General features: G+C 58.1%; 6 protein-coding genes and 1 pseudogene. 1 reads left to right on the forward strand and 6 read right to left on the reverse strand.

Going from position 1 to position 7,006, the window contains the following annotated elements; genetic code table 11:
• From BOO71_RS27785 to BOO71_RS11125, 4 genes and pseudogenes are all read right to left on the reverse strand, one after another.
• Positions 1-275: pseudogene (locus BOO71_RS27785) on the reverse strand (IS4 family transposase); the annotation flags it as partial.
• A gap of 419 nt (positions 276-694) precedes the next feature.
• Entirely contained in the window at positions 695-2,500 is a 1,806-nt protein-coding gene (locus tag BOO71_RS11120; protein WP_254843128.1) for a DEAD/DEAH box helicase, read from the reverse strand.
• The gene (locus BOO71_RS28755) at positions 2,497-2,892 is read right to left on the reverse strand and encodes a nuclease-related domain-containing protein (protein WP_254843129.1); all 396 of its coding nucleotides are present in this window, start codon (positions 2,890-2,892) and stop codon (positions 2,497-2,499) included. Before BOO71_RS28755 ends, BOO71_RS11120 begins: the two co-directional genes overlap by 4 nt.
• A 583-nt stretch (positions 2,893-3,475) precedes the next feature.
• A protein-coding gene (locus tag BOO71_RS11125; RefSeq protein WP_139322898.1) for an IS3 family transposase occupies positions 3,476-4,593 on the reverse strand; the annotation gives its coding sequence in 2 pieces (ribosomal slippage) (positions 3,476-4,338 and positions 4,338-4,593; 1,119 coding nt in all).
• Between the two features lie 637 nt (positions 4,594-5,230).
• Between BOO71_RS11125 and BOO71_RS26975 the strand changes: the two genes are divergently transcribed.
• On the forward strand, positions 5,231-6,028 hold the full coding sequence (locus BOO71_RS26975; protein ID WP_139322899.1) for a hypothetical protein: 798 nt from the start codon (positions 5,231-5,233) through the stop codon (positions 6,026-6,028).
• A gap of 124 nt (positions 6,029-6,152) precedes the next feature.
• On the opposite strand, the gene BOO71_RS11135 is transcribed toward BOO71_RS26975, so the two are convergent.
• Entirely contained in the window at positions 6,153-6,476 is a 324-nt protein-coding gene (locus BOO71_RS11135; protein ID WP_139322900.1) for a hypothetical protein, read from the reverse strand.
• Positions 6,477-6,688: 212 nt separating this feature from the next.
• Positions 6,689-7,006, reverse strand: a 318-nt coding sequence (locus tag BOO71_RS28760) for a transposase (protein WP_075832312.1), incomplete at its 5' end; no start/stop codon positions are given.

Below are 7,006 nucleotides of genomic sequence, written 5' to 3' on the forward strand. Positions count from 1 at the left end.
TCTGGAAGCAGCGGCAGCAGGATGTCCAGTACATCCTGCTCAGAGAGTCCAGCGTCATGGAAGGTTCGGGCGACGGTCTTCATTCTGGAATCCAGCGTTGCCGTGCTGCGAAGGTGGATGGCAATCTTGCGGTGCCGCGTGGTTTCGGCCTGAACGATGCCAAAGATCACGGCGGCGACTCGGCGCAGCAGGTCAATCCGGTGGTGAGGAAGTCGCTCTTTCAGGAAGGCGACGAAGGTGTCAAGATCCGTCAGGGCGGCGTTGGTGTGCATCACACACCCATCAGCCGCCCGTTGGCATTTTTTTCTGTGTCCCAGTCGGGATTTACCTCAAAGTGTCAGGTACTGAGCCCTGGTACTCAGGAAGCCCACGCTGAGCGAAAGCTTGAACTCAGGAGCTGCACCTGCATAGCTGGTCATAAAGCGCTCCCAGCCGGGAGAATAGGGTCTGACTAGCGTTGGATTCCGTTGGCAAAGTCAGGCAGACAGAGAAATACAGGCCAGGATGGGAATTCTTGCGCTCCTGCAGCCTTCTGCAGGAGCGCTCTGGGTGGTCTCGCCGGGAATTTTATTGAGAGATTCCAGGCGCAACATGCCCCATTTTGCAGACTTTCACGCAACTGCCGACTTTACCAACGGAATCCGAGTCTCGGGTCACCCCATTCTCATTGGTGTGCTTCACCTAGTTCCTGTTCCTACTCGTCATCATCCGTTCGCCTGCGGGGTGGACTGGGCCGGAAGGTCAGCGTGGGATGGGAGGCCAGCACCTGGCGGACCTCGCGTTCAAAGGGCCGGCCCGCCATCTGTGATCCCGACAGGTGCAGCCAGCCCCGGCTGCGGCTCATGGCGGTGAACAACTGGTTGCGGACCTGGATATCTCCCTCAGCTCTGGCGACTTCATCCAGACCCACCACGTACACCACGTCGGCCTCATTGCCCTTGGCGCGGTGGATGGTGGTGATGGTCACGGCCCCCTCCAGCCAGAAGCGGTTGGGATTCTTCCCGGCGGGCAGGTTCTTGGCATCGGCAGACGGAATGTAGAAGTCGATTCCCGCCACCTTCAGTCCTTCCGCCACCTTCAGCATCATGGAGTTCGCGCTGGCCCCAGCTCCGACAGTGACCACCAGGATGTTGCGTGACAGTTGCAACCCCTCGCGCACGTCGCGGGCGATGTTCGCTGTCAACGCACGGATTTCCTCGGCGCGGCTACTATAATTGTCAAACGTGACCAGCGGTTCAGAGGTCAGGGCAGGCAGGGGATGCGGACTGTTCCTGGCCGGGCGGTGGATGGTGACCGGTTCCTTGCCCCGGAAGTCCCCTGCCGTCACCTCGTAGCCCAGGCGGTCCCAGTCTTTTTGCTGGGTGGGACCGGACAGCATTCCACCCTCGCGCAGCAGGCCCATCCCCAGGGCGTGCGCGGCCACCAGAATGGGGCCAGGCGTCCGGTACGACACCCGCATCACTTCAGACTTGCCGATGCCCCCTCTGTAGGTGGCCCCGGCCCCAAAGACATCGGCCCACGAATCACCGAACACCGTCCGGGTGTTGGGGATCATCATGCTGTCCAGACTCTGGGCCTCGTCATACGCCCAGATCAGTCGGCGCAGGGCAGGCTTTTTCAGGTCCAGTTCCTCAAAGAGAGAGACCTCCTGGGGCACCGGGCGCAGGGAGCGGTGGGCCAGCCAGTAGAACGCCTGGCGCTGCTCGTACAGGATGGCCGGTTCCTCGTTCACCAGGTCCTGGCCCTCGTCGATCAGCACCGCATCGAAAAATTCCAGACTGGCCTGCTGTTCCTCGGCAATTTGCAACAAGCGGTGGGCGCAGTAGATCAGGTTCTTGGACGCGTGAAATCCGTAAGGCGCGTCCCGAACAGACAGCGGGGGTGCGCCGACGTGTTCGGCCAGCACCCGGTAAAAACCGGGTTGCCCCTGCGATCCCCAGGCGTGCAGGATGCGGAGTTTGTGCTGGGCATCCGCGAGCCGGGTCTCACCGTCACTCTGGAGGCGCAACCAGTGGTCCACTTGAGTCGTGATCTGCTCATAGAGGCTGCGGCTGAAGAAGACCAGGGCAATGTCCCAGTCGGGGTGCTTGAGGTGCATGGTGGCCGCTTTCTGGGCCAGCAAGACCGTCTTGCCGCTGCCAGCCAGCCCCCGAATCCGCTGCGGCCCCGGCGGCACTGTTTTGGCGATGCGTTCCTGCTGGAGATCGAGAGGCCGCTCGGCCACCCGGACGGCGGCCACCAGTTCGGCGCGGGTCTGTGGAACGGGGGGCACCACCACCGGCGCAATGTTCTTTGGTTTGGGAATATTGCCGCTGGTGCCGAACGCCCGCGTCAGGGCCGCCCACTGCGCCTCGTCCAGCGCCTGACCCTGAGCCACAAGTTGCGTGCGCTCCAGCGCCCGCATCAGTTTGGTGGGGGTCAACTGGTCTCCGAATAACATCGGCGTGGCCCCCAGCAGAGCATTGAAGGATGCGTCATCCCACTCGTCGCGGGTGATCATCGGCGTGGCCACCACCCCCGCCCCGGCACCCGGTCCAGACCCACGCGGCCCCTCAAGGTATTCATGATGACCTGGAGCTGGGCTTTGGCCTGCTGGTACGGGTTGATCTGCGCCCGGCCAAAGTAGGCGTTGGGGGCCATGTTCCACTCGTAGCCGCTGACGCCCGAGATCTGGGTAAGCTGCAAACTCTTGACCTCGATGATGACCACGCCCAACTCGGCGTCTAGCAGCAATATGTCTGGCTCGCGCACGCTTTTTTCAGAAATCAGGGGATAACGCCACCAGCCTAAAGTCTCGCGTCCTGCGAACGCAGCTTTGACGGCCTCAAAGACCCGTTGCTCGCCTTCCTCACCGGCAAGTCTGAATTCCTCGGTCTGAATAAAATCGGCCATGTCCTGCGGACAATAGCGCCCAGGCAGGGGAAAAAAGGATGGAAAGTCTGCGCTGGGTGGGCCATAAGGGGGAAGAGACCAGGATTAGCACGGCTGAACGTATCGCCTGGAAACTTTTTCTCCACGGTCTGAAACATTGCCCTTCCAATGACACAGCACGGCTTGACCGCTCATCCGCCGCCCGTCAGGGCAGTGTTGAGACGTCCACCCGAGACACGTTCCCCTACACGTCAAAGCTCACCTGAGTTGGGAACGGAATGCTGCGGTACGCCCATATCCAGAGTCCCGAACGTGCTGTTCGAAAACCCCGCCGCCACACGTACTCCCAACGCGTCAGCCCCAAGATATTGAAACACATGGAAATCCAAACGCAGTGAGAAGGAGAAAAACGGATTCCGGGCGTGGAGTGGAGGAGTGGGCGCTGTCTCGGTTCCTGCACGAAACAAACGTAATCCGTATCACAATGCGGACTCTCGGCTGCGGCTGGGCACCTGTCCGGGCAGTGTTTGACGCTCCCATTTCTTACGCCGCGAGAAAGGCAACCCGCAGACCGGACTGAGCCGCCCCCAAAAACCGGTCCAGGTCAGCTTGGAATCTCTGACGGGCGGTGGGTGGATGCAAACTGTGCTGCGAACGCTCCAGGAGCGAGATTTCCCAGCGCCGAATGCGGCCTGACGTCATTATAGTCGACCCTCCAATGTTCGATCTTCTCCGCTGCGTCGTCCAGCGACAGGAACCAGTGGGTGTTCAGGCATTCATCCCTGAAACTGCCGTTGAATGACTCAATATGGGCATTGTCCTGGGGCCGTCCAGGACGCGAAAAATCAAGCGTGACGTGTTGCTCATAAGCCCAGAGGTCGAGCGCTTTACTGACAAATTCACTGCCGTTGTCCACCTGAATCCGCTCGGGGGTTCCCCGAGCTTGCGTCACGCTCCGCATGATCTCCACCACGCGCTCTGCGCGAATGCTCACATCCACGTGGATGGCTAGGCATTCCCTGGAAAAGACGTCCAGCAGTGTCAATGTGCGGAACCGCTTTCCGTTAAAAAGCGCGTCAGAGACGAAATCCATCGACCAGACCTGGTTCACATTCATAGGATCTGTTCGCGCCGCGCGGTGCGCAGCGCTGACCCGTCGGCGGGGTCGCTTCATCCGGAGATTCAGGCCCGCTTGCTGATACAAGCGATACAGCCGTTTGTGGTTGATCCGCCACCCTTCGCGCTGCATCAGGATGTGAATGCGCCGGTACCCGTAGCGCACGCGGGTCTGCGCGATCTCGGTCATGCGTTTCAAAATGACGGGTTCATCCTGCTTGCGTCTGGGCGCGTACCGGAAGGTGCTTCGCGTCGCGCGAAGCACCTGACAGGCCCGACGTTCGCTGACCCGGTAGCCAGCCTGGAGATGCTGGACCAGGTGTTCGCGCTGGACGGGCCTCAGAACTTTGATTTGATGACGTCCTGGAGCATGACCTTGTCGAGGCTGAGATCAGCCACGAGCTGCTTGAGCTTCCGGTTTTCATCTTCGAGCTGCCTCAGGCGACGGAGTTCAGTGACCCCCAAGCCACTGAACTTTTTCTTCCAGTGGTAAAACGTCGACTCAGCAATCCCCATTTTGCGGCAGATTTCACCGACTGACACGCCAGTTTCAGCTTGGTTGAGTGCGAACGCAATCTGCTCTTCCGTGTGCTTTTTTCCCTTCATGCTGACCTCCGGGGATGGTCCCCCTATGGTGCCAGACACTCCATTCTCAAGTGGATCGGTTTTCGGGGAGCAGGTCACTGCGGGCTGGCCCCCGTGTGCAGCATGCCGCTGGAGGCGATCACCACGGCGGGGCGCTAGGATGCCGTCTCGCTCGCGCTTGTCCTTGACCAGGTTCACGGTGCCGGTCATGAAAGGCCGCTGCTTGCTGACCTTGCTGCGGTTCTGCAACGCCTTAGGGAGCAGGGGCAGCATGTCCTCGTAGGCTTCGGTGATGCCCCGTGTCAGCCCGTCGAGGTGGATCGGAACCGCAGGCAGCAGCCCACTCGCCATCGCGGTCTGAAGAATCTGCGTGATCTCCTGCGCGCGCCCCAGCGCGAAAGATGGGAATTGAAGACCTGTTTCGACAGTGGTACCCGGACTTCAGAAAAGCGGCCTAGCCCCCGGAATTTGGTGGCCTCCTCTAAGACGTTGTCCTTCCAATCGCACAGCATGTTGACCGTTCAGCCGCCGCGCATCACGGCAGCATGGAAAAGGTTTGCGTGACTGTTTGTTTCTAAACTCATTTCAAATGCTTCCACTTCTATCCAAGCTCGTGTTCATAGCCCTGCTAACCAGCCCTCTAGCTCTCGCAGCCTCCTTGAGCCTCGATGAAATTGTCAAGAAAGGTTATATGGGTGCTTTGGTCTGCTCTCCTCTTCTCAACAGGTGCATAGGGAGAACGCCATTCGCACCAAATGCGTTGGCATCCACGTTGGGATTGGCGCTTCCCAACCGGAGTGGCGAAATGTGGGATACCGCAGGACAAGGGTGGCGTGTAGAAGTACAGCAGGGGGGTGACTGGTATGCGTTCTTGACACCATTGGGAAGGAATCTGACTGCCCAAGAGTTGAGGCAGTATCCAGAACAGACAGCTCCGAGCCGTACCACCTTGCCAGATACAAACGTGCAGAATCAAAAATTATCCGACAGTGAGCTAAGTGGAACGGTTATTATTGATGTGCGACATTTAGGAAAAATGGAGAAGAGTCAAAAGAATATCGTCTACGATAATCTAGGCAAAAAGCTCTGGTCCGTAGAAATGTATCTCGCATACAGTCGTGGGCGTATTCAAAACGATGGGGATCGGGTCAGATTTATCACGCCAGATCAGCTTAAAAATTACAGTTTGTCGGATAGTAGTTGGCTGGGACCTTTACGAATTAAAGCAATGAAGCTTGAGAGCGACAAGGGTTACATGCGTATTGTTCTTGGGCCAAATTCAACTCGCAGTTTCAATAATTATATCCCCGCATTTCGAATCGTATACTTAATGGAAAATTCACAACAAATTGTCAACGTAGCGCCTTCAAGATCTCAAAATAGTGACATAGCGCCAGCACAATCTCGCGCAAGTAGCGCTGGCAGCATTCCAATCGCCGTTCCTCCACGTAGGTAAGCACCTAGTCCAACTGCTACTGAAGGGAACTTTGGATGTTTGACTAGAGCGGCGTTGCCTTGCAAGAGAGTCAGCCAAAATTTGCTCAAACTGCACAATAAGCCTATATTTGGCAGGTCTGACATTAGGATATTACAGAGCTTGGCTCCGTCCCCAAGTCATGGATGTTGAAGCCAGTGGCCGCCCGCGCTTTTTCGTTGAGCAGGTGCATCAGCAGTCGCCCTGGCGTTTCAATCTTCTGGCCCTTCAGCCGCCACTTCTCCAGCCGCTGGATGCAGCGCCGCACCTCCTTGACCCCCAAGTGGACCAGCGCTTTGTAAAACCCGATGGCCGCCACCGCATGGGTGGCCGGATCGTCGTGGTGGATGGCGATCTGTACGGCGAATTCCCAGAGTTGAGGGTTGGCGTCCCGTAACCTGTCTAGACAACCCTCTAAGCTGTCTGTCACTTGATCAAGGGTGGGGGAAAGGGTTTCTCGCTCGCCTGCACGCGTGATCAATGCCGCCCCATCCAGGCAGCGCAGTAGGTCTTCTCTTGTCTTTTCTGCCAAGGAAGCTCCTGACAGGCTATCAGTAAGTTTTCCACAATTGCTTTGTTTTTGAGTGGTAGTTGAGCTTCCTTTAGTCGTCTCACCTTGAGAGTTAACTGACATCTTGCAGTTTAGACAATGAGGGCAGGGGATGCGTGCTGGAAGGCATCGAGCGCGTCTAGCTCCAATTGAAGCGCACGACGATGCACGTCGGGGACGAACGAGAACCTCACGGTTCTCGCCAGGTCGCCCCAGTCAGGCCATATGCCCGGCAGGCGAAGAGGGAGGTCAAGGTCCTGGAGATGACAGAGCAGGAAGGCCAAGCCGGAGAGGCACCACCAGCGCAAGACACCCTGTTTGCTGTGCTGCGCAAAGCGTTCAAGTCCGAAGCGGCCCTTGATCGTTTTGAAAAAGGCTTCGATTCGCCAGCGGCGTTTCCCTACTCGTGC

The sequence above is a fragment of the Deinococcus marmoris genome (assembly GCF_001949125.1).
Lineage (GTDB): Bacteria > Deinococcota > Deinococci > Deinococcales > Deinococcaceae > Deinococcus > Deinococcus marmoris_A.